The sequence below is a fragment of the Corynebacterium sp. c24Ua_83 genome (assembly GCF_039907245.1).
Classification (GTDB): Bacteria; Actinomycetota; Actinomycetes; order Mycobacteriales; family Mycobacteriaceae; genus Corynebacterium.
Genome location: NZ_JASBOI010000015.1, coordinates 36,234 through 54,866, shown reverse-complemented (window position 1 = coordinate 54,866; position 18,633 = coordinate 36,234). Strand labels below are relative to the sequence as shown.

Sequence of the window (18,633 nt, the reverse complement as noted above, 5' to 3'; positions counted from 1 at the left end):
CTTTAACCCTTTAACCCTGGACTAGAACTTCGCTGAGCAATGAGAAAATCCCCTCGCCGGTATCTAAACCAGCGAGGGGATTAATTTGTAGCGGGGGCAGGATTCGAACCTACGACCTCTGGGTTATGAGCCCAGCGAGCTACCGAGCTGCTCCACCCCGCGACGAGTGCTGTACGCTATCGCGTCAGCGACTCCCCTACTGTAACGCAGAGCTTGGATAAAGTGAAATCGCCTGGTCACAGGCAATCTCACCGGATTTTAGCGCTCGGACTGCAAGTCCTGGACTGCCTTATCCAGCTCATCCAGTGCCTTACCGAACTCCTCGAAGGTGCCAGACTCGCGGGTCTTGTTCACTTTGTCCATCGCATCGCGCACGCGCTGCTCCGGAGCCGTATCGGTGCCCTTGCCATCGGACTTGCCGGCAGCGCCCTTCGCATCCGAACCCTGCTCGTCCTTGGACTTCTTGTCCTTGTCTGTGTCCTTGGCCTTGTCGCCCTTGTCGCCACTGCCTCCGCCCTTAGTCGGATCAACGACCGAACCGTCGATCTCCTGGATGTCAGTGGTGGAGGACGTCTTGATCCCTACCTGGTCCAGAGCCTCAGCGATGGTCGGCGCGTAGCCCACCTGGCCGTTGTAGCTCACCAGCACGCGCAGCAGCTTCGGGAAGGCCGAATCCTGGCCACTGCGCTGCGAGTACACCGGCTCGACGTACAGGATTTGCCCGTCGCCCACCGGCAAAGTCAGCAGGTTACCGTTCGTCAGGTCGTTCGTGCCCTTCAGCAGAGTACGCTCGCGGGCGATCTCGTCGGAGGACATCATCGTGTCCTGCGCCTGGTTCGGGCCCAGCGTCTGCGTGCCCGTCGGCAACACCCGCACGTTGATTTGTCCGTAGTTATCCGGGTCGGAGCCCACAGACATGTGCGCCGCCAGGAACTCACGGCGCAGGCCACGGAACGGGGTAATCAGCTGGAACGACGGCTTGTTGGTCTCCGGGTCAGCCGCCACCACGTAGTACGGCGGCTGCGCATTATCCTGGCGGTCCTGCGGAGCCGTCGGATCCGTCGGCACGGACCAGAAAGAGTCGTTCTGGAAGAATACGCCCGGGTCGGAGACGTGGTACTTGGCGATGAGCTCGCGCTGCACCTTGAACATATCCTCCGGGTAGCGCAGGTGGTCCTCCAGCTCCTTGCTGATCTCGGAGCGCGGCTTAACCACGTCCGGGAACGCACCCCGCCAGGCCTTCAGCACCGGGTCCGATTCATCGAAGGCGTACAGATCCACGCTACCGTCGTAGGCATCGACCACGGCCTTCACGGAATTGCGAATGTAGCCAACCTCATTGTCGACGACCTGGCTCTCGCTTACGCCGTCGGGATTGAGGGCGTCCGCAGTAGAATCGGTGAGCCCAATCCGCTCGGAGTAGGGCAGGTTATTCAACGTCGTGTAACCGTCAACGACCCACTTCACACGGCCGTCAATGACGACCGGGTAGGTCTTGGAATCCGTGGTCAGCCACGGAGCAACCTTGTGCACACGCTCGCGAGGGTCGCGCTCGTAAAGGATCTTCGAGCCCTCACCGATGCGATCCGTCAGCAGCATATTCATCGACTCGAAGTGGGCAGAGAACATCAGGCGGTTGAAGTAGTTAGAAACATCCACACCACCGGTGCCGGTGTAGGTGTAATTGGATGCGTCGGTATCGTACTCCAACGGCTCGCCCTCGGAATTGCCGACGATCGCGTAGTCAGAGTTGTTCTGTTTCGACGAGGCAATAACCGGGCCGAAGTAGATGCGCGGCTGCTTGATATCCAGCTCCAGCTCGCCACCCTGCTTACCGGACTGCATCGACTGCAGATCCGCGACCGTGTAGACCGGGTAGCCACCGCGGGCAGAGCCGACGTCGCGGGCGACCTCGTCGACCTTGCGGGCAGGCGCTGCCACGAAGCCATTTCCGTGGGTGTAAACCGTGTGGCGGTTAATCCAGTCGTTCTGGTTGCCGTCCAGGGTGTTCGGGTTCAGCTCGCGGGCGGCGACCACGAAGTCGCGCATCTCGCCATCCACCTCGTAGCGGTCGATCGCCAGCTCATCCGGGAAACCATAGAAGTTACGCAGCTGCTGTTGCTGGGTGAACGTCGGGCTCAGCACCTCCGGATCCAGCAAACGCACGTTAGAGAGCGTGGCGGAGTCGTCGGCAACGGCCTTCTTCTGCTCCTGAGAGGCAGCGTCACCGGCAGACCCCCAGTCGCGGTCGTAGGTGACCTTGTCTTCACCGATGCCGTAGGCGAAGCGGGTGGCCTCGATGTTGCGGGCGATGTACTCGCGTTCCTTCTCCGCACGGTTCGGGTTGACGGAGAACTGTTCCAGCATCGCGGGCCACGCCAGCCCCACGGTCAGAGAAGAACCCACCATCAGTGCAACCGCCAGCGCCGGGATACGCAGGTCGCGCAGAACAATCGTGATGAAGAACATGGCTGCCACGAAGATCGAGATCACCAGCAGCACAATCTGCGCGGGCAGCACAGCATTGATGTCCGTGTAAGAGGCACCCGTGAACGTCTCGTGCGAACGGGTAAGCAACCCGTAGCGGTCAAACCAGTAGCCGACCGCCTTCAACAGCATCCACACACCTGCAATAACCGCCAGCTGACGGCGGGCATTCGTAGAGATAGAGGCCTTCTCCCCCACCCGCGGGTTACCTGTGGTGATGGACCCCAGCAGGTAGTGGCCAACGCCGTTGATCACAAAGGCCAGGATCAGCAGCACGCTGAAGGTGGAGACCAGCATCTGCAGGAAAGGCAGGTTAAAGGCGTAAAAGCCCAAGTCCTTATCGAACTGCGGATCGTGCACCCCAAAGTTCGACCCGTTCAGGAACAGCAACACCGAGCGCCAGTTGGCCTGCACAATCATGCCGGTGATCACGCCGACGAACAGCGGAATGCCCACCAGGAATGGGCGCATGTTGCGGCGGATCAGCGGCCGGTACTCAGCCAGGGGCGAGGACGTGCCAAGGGATTCGATCTCGTCCGGCCGCGCGCGGTACGCCAGATACGCCGCCAGCCAGGAAATCAGCGCACCGATCAGCCCGAAGATCCCGAAGAGCACCAGGCGAGTCACAATCACATTCATGAACACGCCCTGGTAATCCACGCTGCGGAACCAGGCGAAGTCGGTGTATGTGCTCACCACCACCGGCACAATGAAGATAATGATGGCGATAGCTGCCACCAGGATTCCCAGGAACTTCGAGCGCCTGCTCGACCCTGGGCTGGACGGGAACGGCTGCTTCGGGCGACCCGAAGACGGTGGCGTGGGCGTGCTCAAGGCTTAAATACTCTCCTGCTAATTGCACCTGTGGGTATCGCTGATCGCGATGTTTCTACCAGGATACGTACAATTCTTAAAGCCTCATAACAAACCCCAACCCATCCCCCAACGAAAGAAAGGCATCACGAATGACCTCTCCCGATTCCTCCCCGAACGTCGATCTGCAGGATGAGCGCGTGCTCAACGCAGCTCTGCGCGAGGCCGTGGACTTCGTGCAGGCCGAGGGCTGGGATCAACCGGCCACCCTGTTCGCCCTGGTGCCGGCCTCTCTGATCGCCGATGCCGCACCCCAGGCCTTCGACGACGATGCCCCGGCCAACCCTTTGGCTCTGGTGGTGCAGGAGGACATCCCGGAGCACATCCGCCCTGGCAGTGAGGAACTCGGACAGTTCCTCGCCACCATCCGCTGGCCTGCCCCCGTCGTCGGCGCGATCCTCGCCCAGGAGATCACCTTCTCCAACGCCGCGCCCGGTGCGGACCCTGCCCCGCGCCAGGCTCGCTTGTTTAGCGGACTTCTTTGTGACGCCGACTTTTCCGGCCCCGAACGCTCCCTTATCCAGCTCCGCCCCAGCGAGGAGGAGCTTGCGAAGGATCCCTTCGGCCAAGACAAGGTGCAGCTGCTCGGCGGGGACGACATCGCCCCCGGCGTGATTCACACCCTGCGCGCCACCTTCGAGGCCGACGAATAAGAGCAGATAAAAGCGGGTAGCCGCTGGCCGCTACTTACAGGTATCGGCCTGCTTGCCGTCGTTGTAGTCCTTGAGGTCCTTGATCGCATCGTCGAGCGTATCGACCTTCAGTAAGGTGATCCCCTCCGGCGGCTCGTGGACCGCTTCGGCGCAGTTCTGCGCCGGCACTAAGAACACCTCTGCACCGGCTTCCTTGGCGGCGGCGATCTTGTGAGTGATGCCACCAATCGGGCCGACCTTGCCTGCGGCGTCAATAGTTCCGGTACCGGCGACGAACTTCCCACCTGTCAGTTCCTCGGGCGTCAGCTTGTCGACGACCGCCATAGAGAACATCAGTCCGGCGGACGGGCCGCCGATGTCGGTCAGGTTGTACTCCACCTTGATGTCACCGCCGGGCTGGGCGACGGCCGTCACGCCGAGGAAGGCAGTGTCCTTCGGATGGTCGCCACGCACCTCCTCCGGTAGTTCGGCGAGCTTGACCTTGATGTCCTTGTCCTTCTCCTGGCGCTTGACGGTGACGGTGACCTCGTCGCCCGGCTTGTAGCCCTTGATTTTGTCGGACAGTTCGCTGGGCAGCGTGATCTTCTCCCCATCGACCTTCGTGATGATGTCGTTGACCTCGATCTTGCCCTGCGCCGGGGAATCCTCGGAGATCTCCAGCGCCATGGTCTCCAGGGGCTTGTCCAGGTGGTTCATCGCCGAAATGGTGGCGTTAGACTCCGAATTGGCGAACGCGGCGGCGTTCTGGCGCTGCACTTCCTCCGAAGACTTGCCGGAGGGGAAGATGTGCTCGATCGGCACCAAGGTGTCGTCCGTGGAGATCCAGCGCTTCAGCGCCTGCGCCAAGGTCATGTTCGTGCGGACGGACACGGTGGTCATGTTGAGGTTTCCACTGGTCGGGTGAGTCTTCGCACCGCTGATGTCCACGATCTGGCGGCCATCGACCTCGCCCAAAGTATTGAACGTCGGCCCGTTCCCCTCAGCTGCGTAGGGGACGGTCAGGTTGATGTCGGTGCCGGGGATCGACGGCAGGCCAAGGAGGGAAAAGATCGCCACGACGGGCACTGCACCCACGACGATGGTGCGATTTCGCCTGTTCCAGAATTTCACCCGCCCAACTTTACATGCTTCCCCCACCAGGTTCGCCCACCCTGGCACAGGCCGAACCCTGTTCGCTCTCAGCACACGCTTTTAGCCGCCTTCACGGCCTTTCGAGGTCGTTTTCACCCTGCAACAGTCGGTACGGTGGGGTACATGAGTAAATTCGGTTTTGGCTTCCACGGCCCGCACGATTCCGATGACGACCGCGACAAAGACGGCGATAACAACCGCGACGAAAACGGAAACAACGGGAACGAGAACAACCCGTTCGGCTTCTTCTTCGGCGGCCCGATGGGCGGCGGCGCAGGCGGAATGAACGGCGGCGCGGGCAACATGGGGGCCGGCAACCTGGGCGACATCCTGAACCAGTTCGGTTCCATGCTCTCCGGATTCGGTACAGACATGAACAGTGCCGAGGGCCAGGGGCCGGTCAACTACGGACTGGCCAAGCGCACCGCGCGCCAGCGGATCGCCGCCACCAATAAGGACTCCCGCCCCAGTCATAACGACTCGCAGGCAGTCGCCGATTCCGTTCGCCTGGCCGAACTGTGGCTGGACGAGGCCACCCACCTGCCCGCCGGCGCCTCCGGCTCCGTGGCCTTTGGCCCGGCGCAGTGGCTCGACGAAACCTTCGAAACGTGGAAGCGCGTCGTCACTCCCCTGGCCGACAAGCTCGGCGACGCCGCCCTGGGTGGCGTGCCGGAGGAAATGCGCAGCCAGATTGGCCCACTGGCGGGAATGATGAAGCAGATCAACGCCATGAACTTCGGCGCCCAGCTGGGCAACACCCTGGGCGCGATGGCCACCGACGTCGTGCTGTCCACCCAGTGGGGCGTGCCGCTGGCCGAGGGCGATACCGCCGCCATCGCAACCGAACACCTGGATTCCATGGCCAAGAAGCTGGGCTGCGAGCCCCGCGAGGCGCTGATCTACCTGGCCGCCCGCGAGGCCGCGCACCTGCGCCTGTTTAAGCACGTCCCATGGCTGGTGGAGCGCCTCATCCTGGACGTCGAGGAGTTTGCCGCCGGCCTGTCGCTGGACTACTCCGCCATCGAGGAAGCCACTCGGGAAATCACCCCGGAATCCATGAACGATCCTGCAAAGATGCAGGAGATGATGGAGCGGATGCAGGGGCAGGACCTCTCCCCCCAGGTCGTCTCCACCAACGCCCACGCCCGCGAACGCCTGGAAACCAGCCTGTCACTCATCGAGGGCTGGGTGGATTATGTCGTAGGTTCCGCCTTGAACTCCCGCATCCCCGGCGCGGCCATGATCGGTGCCGCCTGGTCCGAGTTCCGCAACAACGGCTCCCCCGCCATGGATGCGCTGACTAAGGCCGTCGGAATCAGCTTCACTGCCCCGAAGGCAAACGAGGCAGCCGAGCTGTGGCGCAAGCTGGATGATGCGGTGGGCGTCACTAAGCGCGACGGCGTGTGGGACCACCCCGACTTCCTTCCCGTGGCCTCCGACCTGAACAACCCGGCGGCCTTCATCAGCAGCGTGGCTTTCGACGAGGACGAGATGGAGGACTTCAACCCCATCAGCGAGATCGAGAAGCTGGAGCGGGAGCTCAACGAGAAGCGCGGCGAAGAAGACGGCGAGAACGGCACCGGCGAGGACGGCGACAGCGACAAAGAGTAGCTAGCCGCGCATCCCCCAGCGCTTGAAGGCCTCCAGGTAGCCCTGCGCCCTCTCCAGGTGTGGGGTGCGCGCCTCCCACTTACGAAACTCTGGCCCGTGATTCGGCACAAACGTGTGGATCAGTTCGTGGATAATAACGGCGTCCAGCACGTAGCCGGGCACTTCCTGCAGCTGGTGCGCGATCCGGATGCGCTTGGACTGCACCGAGCAGCTGCCCCAGCGCGTGTTCATGTTCGTGACGAACTTGATCTCCCCGATTGTCGCCCGGCCGTCGAGGTACTTGTCGTTGAGCTGCGCCGCCCGCGCTGCTAGCTCCTTGTTGCCCATTGTTTGACGCCGACTCTTCAGCGCCTTCCGCACCAGCTCTACGCTGATTCTGCGCAGCTCGGCCTCTCCGATGGCCGCGGGAGACATGACCAGGAACCCTTCGCCTTCTTCCCGCACCGCAACTGTCTTCTTGCGCCGGGCGGACAGGCGGATGGTGATGGGCGGCACCGTCGCCTCTGTCACCTCTGGGCTCTGCTGGGCAGCAAGTTCCTCCTGCACCTCGCGGGCCAACCGCTGCGGGTCGATCGCTTGGGAGCGGAAGGAGGGAGCCATCGGAACAACCTTTCCACCAGCGAGGACAATGCTGCGCTGCTAGTGTGAGAGGCGACTGCACAGCGCGCATGGGGAGCGCAGGCTGCCGCACTGGGATATTAGGGACTGGGGATCTAAGGGGACAGGGGTTTAGGGGAATGCAATCATGCTAGAGCTTAACTTGCCGTCGAGCACAGCCATCCTGGCCAGGCCGACGATCGGCCTGCAGTTCGGGGTCTTGCCGCACGAGTCGATGATTCTGCCGCTACCGAAGAGTGTGAACCCTGGCCAGGTGGCACACGTGTTCGCCCTGGCACGCGGGGGAATCGACTTCGACGAGCTGCACCAGAAACTGGGCTACTGCGGGCTGGAATCAGAGGATGCGCGGCTGATGCTCTCCGAGATGATGCAGGCGAAGATTCTGCGCCCCTCCCAGGGGAACGTAAGCTTCCACGTCCTGGCCTCCGGCGTGGCTAGCGAGCGGCTGGAACCCGTTCTGGAGGCGCTGGGCTTAAGCTACAGCATCACGTCCACGCCCAGCGAGGCCCGGCGTTCGCTAATCGCTTTGCCCGGCGCGGTGTTCCCCACCCCGGACGTGCAACATGCGCTGATGGTCAACCGCGTGGCCCACTACCCCGCCGGCATCGTGGACGGCAAAACCGTGCTGGGGCCGTTGGTCGTTCCGGGCGTTACACCCTGCTTGGCCTGCGCGGATAGCTACTACGGCAGGATCGACGACGGCTGGCGCGGCGTTCGCCTGCAGGCCACGGGCAGGCCCGGCAGCACGGAGAGGCACCTCATTCAGGCTGCCTCCACGCAGCTGGCGATGATGCTAAATGAGCACGTCCTGCCTTGGTGGCAGGCGCACAAGGACTTCATCCGCACACGCCGGGCGGCGCGGCTCCAGCAGGAACCCCCACCGGAGGAGCCGGAGATCCCCGAGGTTTTGAAGCAACGGCGGTTGGTGGATTTCGCCACCGGCGCCGTGCAGACCTATCAGGTGCCCTTCAACGACAGCTGCCTTTCCTGCCGGGCAGTGCGGGTCTAGTTGGCCACGGTTAGGCACAGTTAGGCATAGTTGCTGACGATCGCCAGCACGTCCTCACCGAACTCCTGGACCTTCACCGGGCCTATGCCCGGCACAGCCAGCAACTGGTCAGACGTGGTGGGCAGCTTTTCGGCGATGGCGCGCAACGTGGCGTCCGTAAAAATGACATACGCCGGCACCGCCTTGTCTTTCGCCTGGGTGGTGCGCCAATCGCGCAGCTCAGTGAGCAAAAGGTGGTCGGTTTCGGGGGCGTGCTGGCCGCAGCGGCCGAGGATCTTCAGTTCGGGGCTGCCCAGGCGGGCGCCGCAGACGACGCAGGCGTTCTTCGGCGCGCCGAGCCTCTCGCGGGAGTTTCCACTGCCGGAGCGACGCTGAGCGGCGGCTACTTCCTCCTGCGGGACCAGCCCGTCGAGGAAGCGGGTGCGGTGACGGTTCGCCTTCGACCCCTCCTGGCGTGCGAGCGACCAGCTGAGGTGCAGGTGCTCGCGGGCGCGGGTGATGCCGACGTAGAACAGGCGGCGCTCCTCCTCGATGGCCTCCTCCGAGCCCGCGCCCTTGAGCGCATGGCGGATCGGCAGGGTGCCTTCGTTCAGGCCGACGAGGAAGACCGCATCCCACTCCAGGCCCTTGGCGGCGTGGATGCTGGCGAGGGTAACCCCCTGGAACTTCGGCGGGTTCTTCGCGCTCATGCGCTCCTTCAGCAGCGCCACCACGCCCGGCATGCTTAAGGGTTCGGCGGCGCTGGAGGTGATCTCCTTAACCAGGTCGAACAGCGCCTGCAGGGACTGCCAGCGGGCGCGTTCCTGCGAGCCGGAGGGTTCGGTGGTGGTCAGGCCGACGGGGACGAGGGCGGCGCGGACGGCATCGGGCACGTCTTCCGGAGCTGGGTCGTACTTCTTCGCCGCGGCGATGATGGCATTCATGCCCTCGCGGATCTCGGTGCGTTTGAAGAAGCCCTCGCCGCCCTTGACCTGGTAGCCGATTCCGGCCTGTTCTAGCTCGTATTCGTAATTCGCCGACTGCGAGTTGATGCGGTACAGGATCGCGATGTTCGCCGGCTCTACGCCCTTGCTGATGAGCGCCTGGATTTCCTTAACCACCGCCACGGCTTCGGCGGGCTCGTCTGGGTACTCGTGGAACTGCGGGAGTGGGCCAGCGGGGCGCTGGCCCTCCAACTTCAGGCGAGTGCCCGCCACACGCCCCTTCGCCTTGCCGATGACGTTGTTCGCCAGGTCCACGACCTGCGGGGTGGAGCGATAGTCGCGGTACAGGCGCACCGTGGTGGATTCCGGATACTTGGTGGTGAAGTCCAGCAGGTATTCCGGGGTGGCTCCGTTGAAGCTGTAGATCGTCTGGTTGGCGTCGCCCACCACGGTCAGGTCGTCGCGGTCGCCCACCCAGGCGTCCAGCACGCGCTGCTGCAGGGGCGTGACGTCCTGGTACTCGTCGACGACGAAGGTGCGGTAGCGAGAGCGGAACTCGTCTGCGATACCCGTGTTGGATTCGATGGCCGCCGCCATGTGCAGTAGCAGGTCGTCGAAGTCCAGCAGCATGCCCTCGGGCGTGGTCTTCATGCTCTCGTACCCCTGGAAGACCTTGACGAATGTCTTGGGGTCCACCGGGCAGTCGCGGCGCCGGGGTTCGACGTATTCCGGGTAGTCTTCCGCGCTGATCAGGGAGGATTTAGCCCACTCGATCTCCCCAATCAGGTCGGCCAGCATCGCCGTGCTGGTTTCCACGCCCACGGCTCGGGCGACGCGGGAGACAATGCGGAACTTGTTATCCAGCAACGTCCACGGCAGATCGCCGGCGTAGGCGGGCCAGAAGTACTTCAGCTGCCGCATCGCCGCGGCGTGAAACGTCTTGGCCTGCACCTTCGGGATGTTCATGAGCGCCAGGCGCTCGCGCAGCTCGGCGGCGGCGCGGGCGGTGAAGGTGACGGCAAGCACGTGGTCGGGGTTGACGAACCCGCCGTCCACGAGGTGGGCAATGCGGTGGGTAATGGTGCGGGTCTTACCGGTGCCGGCGCCGGCGATGATGCTGACCGGCCCGCGCGGGGCCGAGGCAGCTCTTGCCTGTTCCGGATCCAGTCCGTCCAGCAGGGAGCTCACTTAAGGCACCCCTACTTCGCGCCGAGGATGTCGTCGGCTCCCGGGTTAGAGCGCACATACAGCACGCGGTCGCCCGGTTCGATGGTCTCCGCCTCGGCGGAGTCGATGCGGTACAGCTCGCCGGAGCGCACCACGCCCAGCACCACGTCCTCCAGAACGCGCGGGTTGCCGCCCACTTCTTCTTCGCTGACCAGCCGCTCGGCGATGGAAAAACCTTCGTCCGGGGACAGCAGATCCTCCATCATCTCCGTCACCGACGGGGTGACGGTCGCCAGCCCCATAAGACGGCCCGCCGTTTCGGAGGAAATCACCACGGAGTCCGCGCCGGATTGGCGGAGTAGGTGCGAGTTATCGGATTCGCGCACGCTGGCGACGATGGTTGCCGCCGGGGCGATCTCGCGCACCGACAGGGTGATCAGCACGGCGGTATCGTCCTGGTTCGGAGCCACAACGACGGCGCGGGCACGGTTAACACCGGCGAGTTTCAACACGTCGGACCTGGTGGCGGAGCCCTGCACAGTTACCAACCCCTGTGCGGAAGCCTGGTCCAGCACCTCCCGGTCCGTATCCACGACCACGATCTGCGAGGGCGATACGCCGTCGGCCAAGAGTGCTGCGATGGCGGAGCGCCCCTTCGTGCCATAGCCGATGACGATGGTGTGGTTGCGCATTTTCTTCCTCCAGCGGCGGATGTTGAGGGTCTTGCGGGACTCTTCGGTAAGGACGGACAGCGTGGTACCGACCAGCAGGATCAGGAAGATCAGGCGGGCCGGGGTGATGATGAGGGTGTTTACGAGCCGCGCATTTTGCGTCTGCGGCGAGACATCACCATAGCCCGTGGTCGACAGGGATACCGACGAGTAGTACAGGGCGTCTACAAACGTTTCCATCCCCTCGTACCCGTCCCGGTCGAAGTAGGCCAGGCAGGCGACGAACAGCACCAGCAGGAAAGCGTAGAACATTCGTCGGACGATGAGCCACCAGGGGCTTTGCACCACTGAGGTCGGGATCTGGACGATGTTAAGCAGCGCGTGCGGCGGTAGCTCATCGACTTCATCGTCGGCGCGGAAGCGTTCGCGCAGCCGGTACTTCATCTACGTCCTCTCGTCACTGCTCGTTGTTGTCTTGGTTGGTCTTTGTAGTGACGCCCCCAAGCATCCCTTCGAGCTCGTCTGCAGACAGTAGTGTACGCGGTTCATAGGTTTCATTTGCCGCGACATAGTGGAACGCAGCCCGGACGTTCTCGGCGGGCACATCCACCCCCAGTTTCGCGCTGAGCAATTTCGCCCAGGCGAGCCTGTAGACGGCCAGCTGCATGGCGGCTGCATCCATATCCGCGCCGGTAGGTTTGCGTCCGGTCTTCCAGTCCACAACGATCCATCCGGCGGTGGGATCGGTTCCGTCGTGGAAGACCGCGTCGATTCGGCCTTCGAACACGTGGCCGCCGATAGTGACGGAGTACGCCCCTTCCACGCTCTCGGGCTGGCGGTCGGCCCACTCGGAGCGCAGGAAGGCCTCCTTGAGCGTTTCGAGATACGGGTCTTCCAGGGTTGCATCGGAGGCGCCGGGGAGCTGATCTTCGTCCAGCAGGCTGACCTGCTTGTATCGTTCCTCCACCCAGTTGTGGAAAGCAGTGCCGCGCTTGGCATAGGGCTTCGGCTCCAGCGGAATGGGTCGGCGGGCGCGCAGGGCGAACTCCTGGTCATCCTTGCGTAGGCTCACGGCTTCGGTGGCAGTCATGCGAACGTTCAGCGGAACCACCAGCTCGGCATTATCCATTGCCGAGAACTCCTCGAGTAGCAGGTTCGTCTCGAGGTCCCAGGCCTCGGCGAGGGTGGTGGGCGCTTCGCTCGCAGCGACGCCTGGCTCGGGCTGGTCCTGTGCGTGTTGCGCGTGTGCTGCGTACGTAGCCTCGATTTCCTTGCGCACCTGCTTTGCACCTTCGGCCACGCCGGGGCTCGCAATGGCTGAGGCAGGGGACGGCCAGACGGCGCCGGTGGCTGCGGCAGCATCTCGTTCTTTGCGCGCCTCCTCAAAGTCCAAGCGCTTGCCGTTGATCTCTGGGTCGGGCAGCATCTGTTTATCTTCAATAGGCAGGCCGTCCGGATCGTCCAGCATCTTATCCAGGTCCTTGTAGTACTTGCCCATTTCGGACCAGTGCCCCACGCTGTCCGTTGCGCCACTCTGCTGGAGGTGCTCATGCAGCAGAGCAAGGCAAATTGATGGGTCGTTGCCTCGGTTCGCAGACGCTTTAAAGGCCGATCCGCTGACGTACAACACCCGTTCGGATCGGGTGATGGCCACATAAAACAGTCGATCGTTCTCCTTGGCGCGGAAGCGGCTGACCTGCTTGTTGAACTCTTTGTACGCCTTGGTATGACCGACCCGGTCTTCCGCCTCGTCGGTTAATAGCGTCGGGTATGCCCCCGGGCCGTCTCCGGCATCGCCGCGCAGGCTGCTCGGCAGCACTTGTGCCTTGGTGCTCCACGCATCCTCGGATCGTGGCTGGGAATAATCCCCGTAGCGTTCACGCGAGGCATGCGGCACGGCGACGATGTCCCACTCCAGCCCCTTTGCCTTGTGAACGGTGAGAATCTGGACGGTGTTGTCCTTGCGCTGCACCTCGCCCGGGTCCAGCCCGTCTTCTTCCGATTGAGCTGCTAGCAGGTACTCCACCAATGCCTTAGGGGTGGCGGTTCCGGTGCGGGAAACGTCCCGCACAATCTGCGCGAATTTATCCAGGTGGCTGGTGCCGATCGCCTGTTCGGGGCGGCGGTGCCAGCGGGTGAGGACTTCCGTGCGGACTCCCAGCATCTTTTCGATGTCCGCCAGCAGGTCCGGCAGGTTCTTACCCAGGCTGTGGCGGCGCAGGTATCCAAGCTCTCGGCCGAGCTGCGCTAGCCGCTGGGCTCCCTCGACCGACATGCCCATCTCCTCGGCGTCGGTCAGGTCGGCGAGCGCATCGATCAGTCCCACGGAGAACTCCGTGGCGTTCGGGATGGCCTCTAGCACTGCCTCGATCAGCTCGTCGCGCACTCCAGGGGTGCGGAGTAGTTCGATGCTTTCCTGACGCTGCCGTTCCATTGCAGCGTCGTCGATGGCGCCCGCTTCCTCAGCTCCGCGTTGGGCGATCTGCTCCGCCCGGCGCGTAAGAACTGCAAGGTCGGCGGCTCCGATGTTCCAACGCGGGCCCGTCAAGAGCCGCAGCAGTGCCACGTCATCGGTCGGATCCACCAGTACTCGCAGTGTTGCGAACACGTCCGCGACCTCGGGAATGTTCAGTAGCCCCGGCCCTGCTGTCATGTCCGCGGGCACCCCGCGTTCCACTAGTTTTTCGTAGATCGGCACTGCATCGGCGTTTACGGTCACTAGCACCGCTGCGGAGAATGGCTTGACCTTCGCCGGGTCGTCCGCCGTCTCCAGTTTCCGTTGGTAAGCCTGCCATTGGGCCTGCAGCTTGTCGGCCAGCCAGTCGAGTTCCTGCTCCCGCTCGTCGAAGAACGCCACTGCCGCCTCCCCCGCTGCCGCACCGGGTCGCGGGCGTAGTTCGGAGACCAGGCGCCCGGTGCTTTCGGTGCTGCGTTCCATGGACCATGTAGAGACTTTGTTGGCCATGTCCAACACCATGGTGGGGTTGCGCCAGGAGGTCAGCAGCTGCAGCTTTCCGGCCGGCTTCCCGGCCGCGTCGGGAAAGTCGGTGCGGAATTTCTCCAGGTTGGAGGCCGTGGCTCCACGGAATTGGTAGATCGACTGCATGGGGTCGCCCACCGCCATCGCGGAGAAGTTCCCTTCGCCCGCGCGCCCGCCGCCAAATAGCGAACGCAGCATGACCCGTTGGGCATGGCCGGTGTCCTGGTATTCGTCCAGCATCACCACGCGGAAGCGGCGCCGCTGGTCCTGCCCCACCATCTCGTGATCGCGCACGAGCTCCGCTGCCTTGCTCATCTGCTGCCCGAAGGTCAGCAGATCGCGCTCCTGCAGAGTCTCGCGAAATTTCCGCACCAGCTTCAGCAGCTCGGTGCGATACTGCTGGGCTTCCAGGAATTTGGTGTTGTCGTCGGTGAATTCCTTCCTGCTTCGCGCTCCCTTGGGCAGCTCTTCCAGCAGCTTCATCGCTGCCATGTTTTCCTGCTCGACCTCCTCGATGCCGACCAGGTGGTTATCCATCTCGTCCGATAGAGCGCACACGTCCGCAATCACGTTGGGGACGGTCCGTTGAGCGCTTAAAGAGCTGTCAGAGTTGTACACCACGTCGCGGACGACCATCCACCGTTCGGCAGCGGTAATGAGCCGGGCGGCTGGCTCTGAGGGGATCAGCAGACCGTATTCACGGACAATATCCCCTGCGTAGGAGTCGTAGGTCGCCACCGCCGGCGCAATGTTCTTTAGCACCTCGCGCCGCGGATCGTCTGCTGGCAGTTGGTCCATGAAGGCGCTTCCCGCCAGTGTCTGCAGGCGTTGGCGGATGCGCTCTCCCAGCTCGGCCGCGGCCTTACGGGTAAAGGTCAGACCCAGGATCTGCTCGGGCCGAGCGTAGCCGTTGGCCACCATCCACACGGCACGCGCCGCCATGGTTTCGGTCTTGCCCGCACCTGCGCCGGCAACGACCAGGAAGTTGCCGAATGGCCCGGCCTGGATAACCTCCGCTTGCTCGTCAGTCGGGGCGAACTTCTGCTCCATCAGCTGGGATAGCTCCTGAGGGCTGAAGATGTGTCGGTTGCTATCCATTTAAATCACCTGGTTCCCTTCGTCCTGTGCGGGGCAGATCGCCTTGAAGGCGCAATACCTACAGCCGTCATTCAGCGTGGCCAGGTATGTCGGCCCCGCTGTCACCGGCGCAATCTCCATAAGTTGGTCGTGTACTCCGCTCAGTTGTTCTTTCGTCAGCTCCGCCTGGTTTCTTTCAGTAATCGTCTTGGCCGAAGTCCCCGGGTACACCAACTCTGCGCCCCCGGGGCGGTACTTTTGCCCATTACCACCTGGGCGCTCGGTGAGCGTGAGTAGGAACTGGTACGCGCTCAGCTGCGGACTTTCCGCCGCAGTTTTTTTCGAAACAGCGTTTTTGCCGGTCTTGAAGTCGATCACCTGTGTCAGCCCGTCCTCCGGGTTCGTCACCAGCAGGTCGGCGCGCCCACTCAGCGTCACCTCAACCCCGTCGGCAGTCTGTCCGACGCGCGCCCGTAGCGTTCGCTCGGTCTCGAGCTCTTGGTCGCTGTAGCCGGTAATGAAGTCGTGTAGCTTTTTGACGCCCTTTTCCCAGCGCGCCACCGTGTGCGCGTCCTTCCACGCTGGTCCGTCCAGCACGTGCGGAAGGATTTCGCGGACGGCCAGCTGCGCCTCGTCGAGATCCATGCCCTGCACAATTTGCTCGGCGATAGCGTGAATGAAGATGCCCACGCGCATCGGCTCGGTGGATTCGCTCACCCCTCCGTTGCTGTCCAGGAAGGTACGCAACGCGCAGGTGCTCCAGCTCTCCAGCTTGGAAGGGCTCAATCGGATCTTATCCCCGGCCAGCACACGCGCGTCCGTGGAGGGCTCCGCCATGCCCCACCAATCTTCGGGAGCTGCACCGTGCACCCCGGCCTGCGCCATCTTGGCCAGGTTCCGTGCTGCCGCACGCCGTTCGTGGCCGGGGCGGTTAGGGGCGGTGACGGCATCGCGCAGCTCCGCCAGCAACGATTCGATGGCCAGTACGCGCGGCAAGGAGCCCGCCCCGGAGCCAGAGACCTTGCTCCCCGCTGCAGCTTCCGCCTCGTCGGTTGTAGCCAGTTCCGTGGGCTCCACACCCATCTCGGCGATGAACCTTGAGGGCACCAGCGCCTCATCGCCGGAGTTCCGCACGCAGGTCACGTGCACACTGTCGGATGCGCGGCTGAGTGCCAGCAGGAAAAGCCTGCGCTCCTCCTCGATGGCATCGTTGATACGCGCCACCGGCACGCTCGGGTCGATCCCCCGGTCCAGCAGGTCCACCAGCTCCAGTTGGCCGAAAAGCCCGCCGACGGTCGGGCCGGTCGGCCACTCGCCCTCCTGAACTCCGGCGATGGCCACCACCTTCCACTGGCGCCCCGCAGCCGCGTGAGCCGGAAGGATTTCCACGGCCCCGGCACGCACGCCGCGCTGGTCGCGCCCTCCGGTGGGCACCTTCTGGGCGCGGAGGTTCTCTACGAAGCTCTCCATCTGTGCGTGCGGGTTGCGCTCTGCGAAGTCGCCCAGAATATCGAACAGGCTCATCACCGCGTCTAGGTCCGCGTCGGCCTGCGCGCCGAGCGATCCACCCTTCAGCGCTTGCGCACGCAGGTGCATGTCCAGCTTGGTGGCCTGCCAGATTTTCCACAGCACCATCTCCGTGCCCTGGCGGTTCTTCCAAGCCTGCCGCCCGGCCTCCAAGACCGTGGACACACGTTGGATGACCTCCTGCTCGCGGGGTCCGCAGTGGCCAAGAATCCACTGATTGTCCGGATCGTCGGGGTGGTTCAGCAGCTCCGTGACGTAGTCCGCGGCCTGGAAGGGCCTGCCGTCCTCGTGGGCTCGCAGCGACTGCCCGGCCATCTGCGCGGAGCGGATGGCCAGCGCCACCGCGCGGTGTACGCGGCGCACCATTACCGGATCCGCGCCGCCCACGCTGCCTTCCAGCACACTGTGCATCTCCGCGACAGTGAGATCCCGGTAGCTCGCTTCTGCAGCCAGCAGCAGCATCCGCACCAGGGGTTGTTCCGCCAGCACCACGGAGGTCGGGTCCACCTTCACGGGCACGCCGTAGGCCATCAGCGTCCTGCGCACCCGCGCGATGCTGCCGGTCCCGCGCACGATCACGGCGATGTCGTCCCAAGCCACCTGCTGTTCGATGTGCGCGCGCCGCACCACATCCACAATCTTCAGTCGCTCCGCGGTCTCCGTCGGCGTGATCGTCACCTGCACAGGCTCGGAATCTATGAAGCCTCGACCTGTTCCTTCCGCTGCGCTCGAATGAGCATCGGCACCGAAACCGGCAGAGCGCAGCTCCACGCGGCTCGGCTGCGCGCCCAAGTGCCTACGGAGGGCGTTCACGGACTGGGCCGCAGGTGGCGTCAAACGATAAGAAGCACTCAAAACCACCCGGTGGTCCGGGTCCTGCGAGTAGGAGTCCAGGAAGGCCTCGTCCGCACCGCGGAAGTGGAACACGCACTGGTCCGGATCGCCTGCGATGAGGGTCCGGGTCCCCGGCACCATGAAGCTCTCGATCAGCCGGGCGGAGGCCGGGTCCAGGTTGTGCGCATCGTCGACCAGCAGCAGCTTCACCTTCTCCCGCTGCCGCTCGACCAGCTGCTCGCCCTCCGGCTTCTCAAAGGCGGCCAGGGTCGCGTGCAGCAGCTCGGAAGCGTTCAGGCTCTCCGAGCGGCTCAAGCGCTGGACCTGCTGGTATTCCTCCTGGAACTGCCCCGCAGCCTCCCACATCGGGCGGTTGTGTTCGACCCCTAGCTGCTGCAGCTGCTGGGCTGATAGACCACGCTCGGTGGCACGCAGCAGCAGGTCGCGCAGCTGCTGGGCAAAGCCCGCGTAGCTCAGCGCGGGGACAACGTTAGCGGGCCAGTACCGGTTGCCGTCCTCCTCAGTGCCCCGCAGAATCTCGCGGATCTGCATGTCATGTTCCGCACCCGTAATCAACCGTGGCTGCTTTTGCCCGCGCAGAGTCTGCACACTGCGGTAGAACGCAAAGGCCCACGAGTGCACCGAACGCACGAACGTACCCGAGGCTGCGTAGTCACCCTCCCCGGCCATGCGCTGGTACAACGCCGCGCGCACGGCCGTCGCCGCCTCCTTAGACGGTGCGAAGAACATTATTTCGGAAGCCGATCCCCCCTGTAGCAGAAAGTCCCGCGCCGCGGAGATCAGCAGCGACGTCTTACCCGTGCCCGGCCCGCCGAGGATCGCATACGGCCGCGAATAATCCACCTGCGCCGAGCCCTCGACCAGGGCACCGGCAAGTCCATCGAATAACTCCGACGGCTGGATCGCATCCGTGGGCTGCCCCAGCCGAACCTTGGGTTTCCCGCTGGCGCCGAGGCGTTTTTCGAGGTCGTGGTTAGGGTTTAGGGGTGGGTTGCTGTGAGGGTTCTTTAGGCTGCCGTGGTCCATGGCTCTAAGTCTGTCATGTGCCCCG

Annotated in this window: 10 protein-coding genes and 1 tRNA gene; 3 read left to right on the top strand and 8 right to left on the bottom strand. The window is 63.8% G+C overall.

The genetic code is table 11. The features are described from left to right. Nucleotides 1–88 precede the first annotated feature (88 nt). Together QKE30_RS08885 and QKE30_RS08880 are read right to left on the bottom strand one after the other, a co-directional pair. A tRNA-Met gene (locus QKE30_RS08885) sits at nucleotides 89–162 on the bottom strand. Nucleotides 163–258: 96 nt separating this feature from the next. Continuing rightward, nucleotides 259–3,321 (bottom strand): UPF0182 family protein, encoded by a 3,063-nt coding sequence (locus tag QKE30_RS08880; RefSeq protein ID WP_347934630.1) that lies wholly within the window; start codon nucleotides 3,319–3,321, stop codon nucleotides 259–261. A gap of 131 nt (nucleotides 3,322–3,452) precedes the next feature. Between QKE30_RS08880 and QKE30_RS08875 the strand changes: the two genes are divergently transcribed. Beyond that, complete coding sequence (locus QKE30_RS08875; protein ID WP_035004270.1) at nucleotides 3,453–4,013, top strand: PPA1309 family protein; 561 nt, start codon at nucleotides 3,453–3,455, stop codon at nucleotides 4,011–4,013. A 30-nt stretch (nucleotides 4,014–4,043) separates the two neighbouring features. Here the strand turns inward: QKE30_RS08875 and QKE30_RS08870 are convergent, their stop codons facing one another. Further along, nucleotides 4,044–5,123, bottom strand: coding sequence for a PDZ domain-containing protein (locus QKE30_RS08870; RefSeq protein WP_347934629.1), 1,080 nt, complete (start codon nucleotides 5,121–5,123; stop codon nucleotides 4,044–4,046). A 144-nt stretch (nucleotides 5,124–5,267) separates the two neighbouring features. On the opposite strand from QKE30_RS08870, the gene QKE30_RS08865 reads away from it, so the two are divergent. Next, nucleotides 5,268–6,755 (top strand): zinc-dependent metalloprotease, encoded by a 1,488-nt coding sequence (locus tag QKE30_RS08865; protein WP_347934628.1) that lies wholly within the window; start codon nucleotides 5,268–5,270, stop codon nucleotides 6,753–6,755. Here QKE30_RS08865 and QKE30_RS08860 read toward each other — a convergent pair whose 3' ends face one another. Continuing rightward, nucleotides 6,756–7,355 (bottom strand): SprT-like domain-containing protein, encoded by a 600-nt coding sequence (locus tag QKE30_RS08860; RefSeq protein WP_347934627.1) that lies wholly within the window; start codon nucleotides 7,353–7,355, stop codon nucleotides 6,756–6,758. 145 nt (nucleotides 7,356–7,500) lie between these two features. On the opposite strand from QKE30_RS08860, the gene QKE30_RS08855 reads away from it, so the two are divergent. Continuing rightward, nucleotides 7,501–8,382, top strand: coding sequence for a hypothetical protein (locus tag QKE30_RS08855; protein ID WP_347934626.1), 882 nt, complete (start codon nucleotides 7,501–7,503; stop codon nucleotides 8,380–8,382). Between the two features lie 20 nt (nucleotides 8,383–8,402). Here QKE30_RS08855 and QKE30_RS08850 read toward each other — a convergent pair whose 3' ends face one another. The 4 genes from QKE30_RS08850 to QKE30_RS08835 are packed head-to-tail and all read right to left on the bottom strand — an operon-like array spanning nucleotide 8,403 to nucleotide 18,608. Then, complete coding sequence (locus tag QKE30_RS08850; RefSeq protein WP_347934625.1) at nucleotides 8,403–10,493, bottom strand: ATP-dependent DNA helicase UvrD2; 2,091 nt, start codon at nucleotides 10,491–10,493, stop codon at nucleotides 8,403–8,405. Between the two features lie 11 nt (nucleotides 10,494–10,504). Then, the gene (locus QKE30_RS08845; protein ID WP_035004280.1) at nucleotides 10,505–11,587 is read right to left on the bottom strand and encodes a potassium channel protein; all 1,083 of its coding nucleotides are present in this window, start codon (nucleotides 11,585–11,587) and stop codon (nucleotides 10,505–10,507) included. 13 nt (nucleotides 11,588–11,600) lie between these two features. Continuing rightward, nucleotides 11,601–15,221 (bottom strand): UvrD-helicase domain-containing protein, encoded by a 3,621-nt coding sequence (locus QKE30_RS08840; RefSeq protein WP_347934624.1) that lies wholly within the window; start codon nucleotides 15,219–15,221, stop codon nucleotides 11,601–11,603. Next, nucleotides 15,222–18,608, bottom strand: coding sequence for an ATP-dependent DNA helicase (locus QKE30_RS08835; protein ID WP_347934623.1), 3,387 nt, complete (start codon nucleotides 18,606–18,608; stop codon nucleotides 15,222–15,224). Between the last annotated feature and the right edge of the window lie 25 nt (nucleotides 18,609–18,633).